Source organism: Myxococcus llanfairpwllgwyngyllgogerychwyrndrobwllllantysiliogogogochensis (genome assembly GCF_006636215.1).
GTDB classification, from domain to species: Bacteria; Myxococcota; Myxococcia; order Myxococcales; family Myxococcaceae; genus Myxococcus; species Myxococcus llanfairpwllgwyngyllgogerychwyrndrobwllllantysiliogogogochensis.
The window spans coordinates 1-391 of the sequence record NZ_VIFM01000984.1 but is presented as its reverse complement, the minus strand read 5'-3'; the positions used below and the strand labels follow the sequence as shown (position 1 = coordinate 391).

1 protein-coding gene is annotated in these 391 nt (G+C 65.7%); it reads left to right on the top strand.

Going from position 1 to position 391, the window contains the following annotated elements; translation table 11 throughout:
* Nucleotides 1-391, top strand: a 391-nt coding sequence (locus FJV41_RS51585; protein WP_141649700.1) for a hypothetical protein, incomplete at both ends; no start/stop codon positions are given.

The window sequence follows — 391 nt, the reverse complement described above, 5'->3', positions numbered from 1 at the left end:
CTTCCTGCTCGCGCTGGACAAGACCAGGGAGAGCCCCTGGATCGAGGGGAGCAATTACTTCAAGCTGACCTTCCCGGTGGATCGGGCGTTGGCGGCCACCATGGCGACGGGGATGGTGAATTTCACGCCGCTCTACGCACCGGGCGGGGAGGTCACCCACCTCTATGCCGGCGATCTGCACGGCAAGGTGTGGAAACTGGATTTCACGTGCGCCAGTGCGGGGAACGCCGCCACGTCCTGCCCGTCGTATGGCTATAAGGCCACCGCCCAGTGGAACGTGGCCAGCCTGAGCAGCTTCAGCGCGGGCGCAATTCCCTATCCCTTCTTCATCGCCGCCGACGCTTCCGGCCATGCGCAGCCGATCACGTCGGCGCCGCGGCTCTTGACGGGC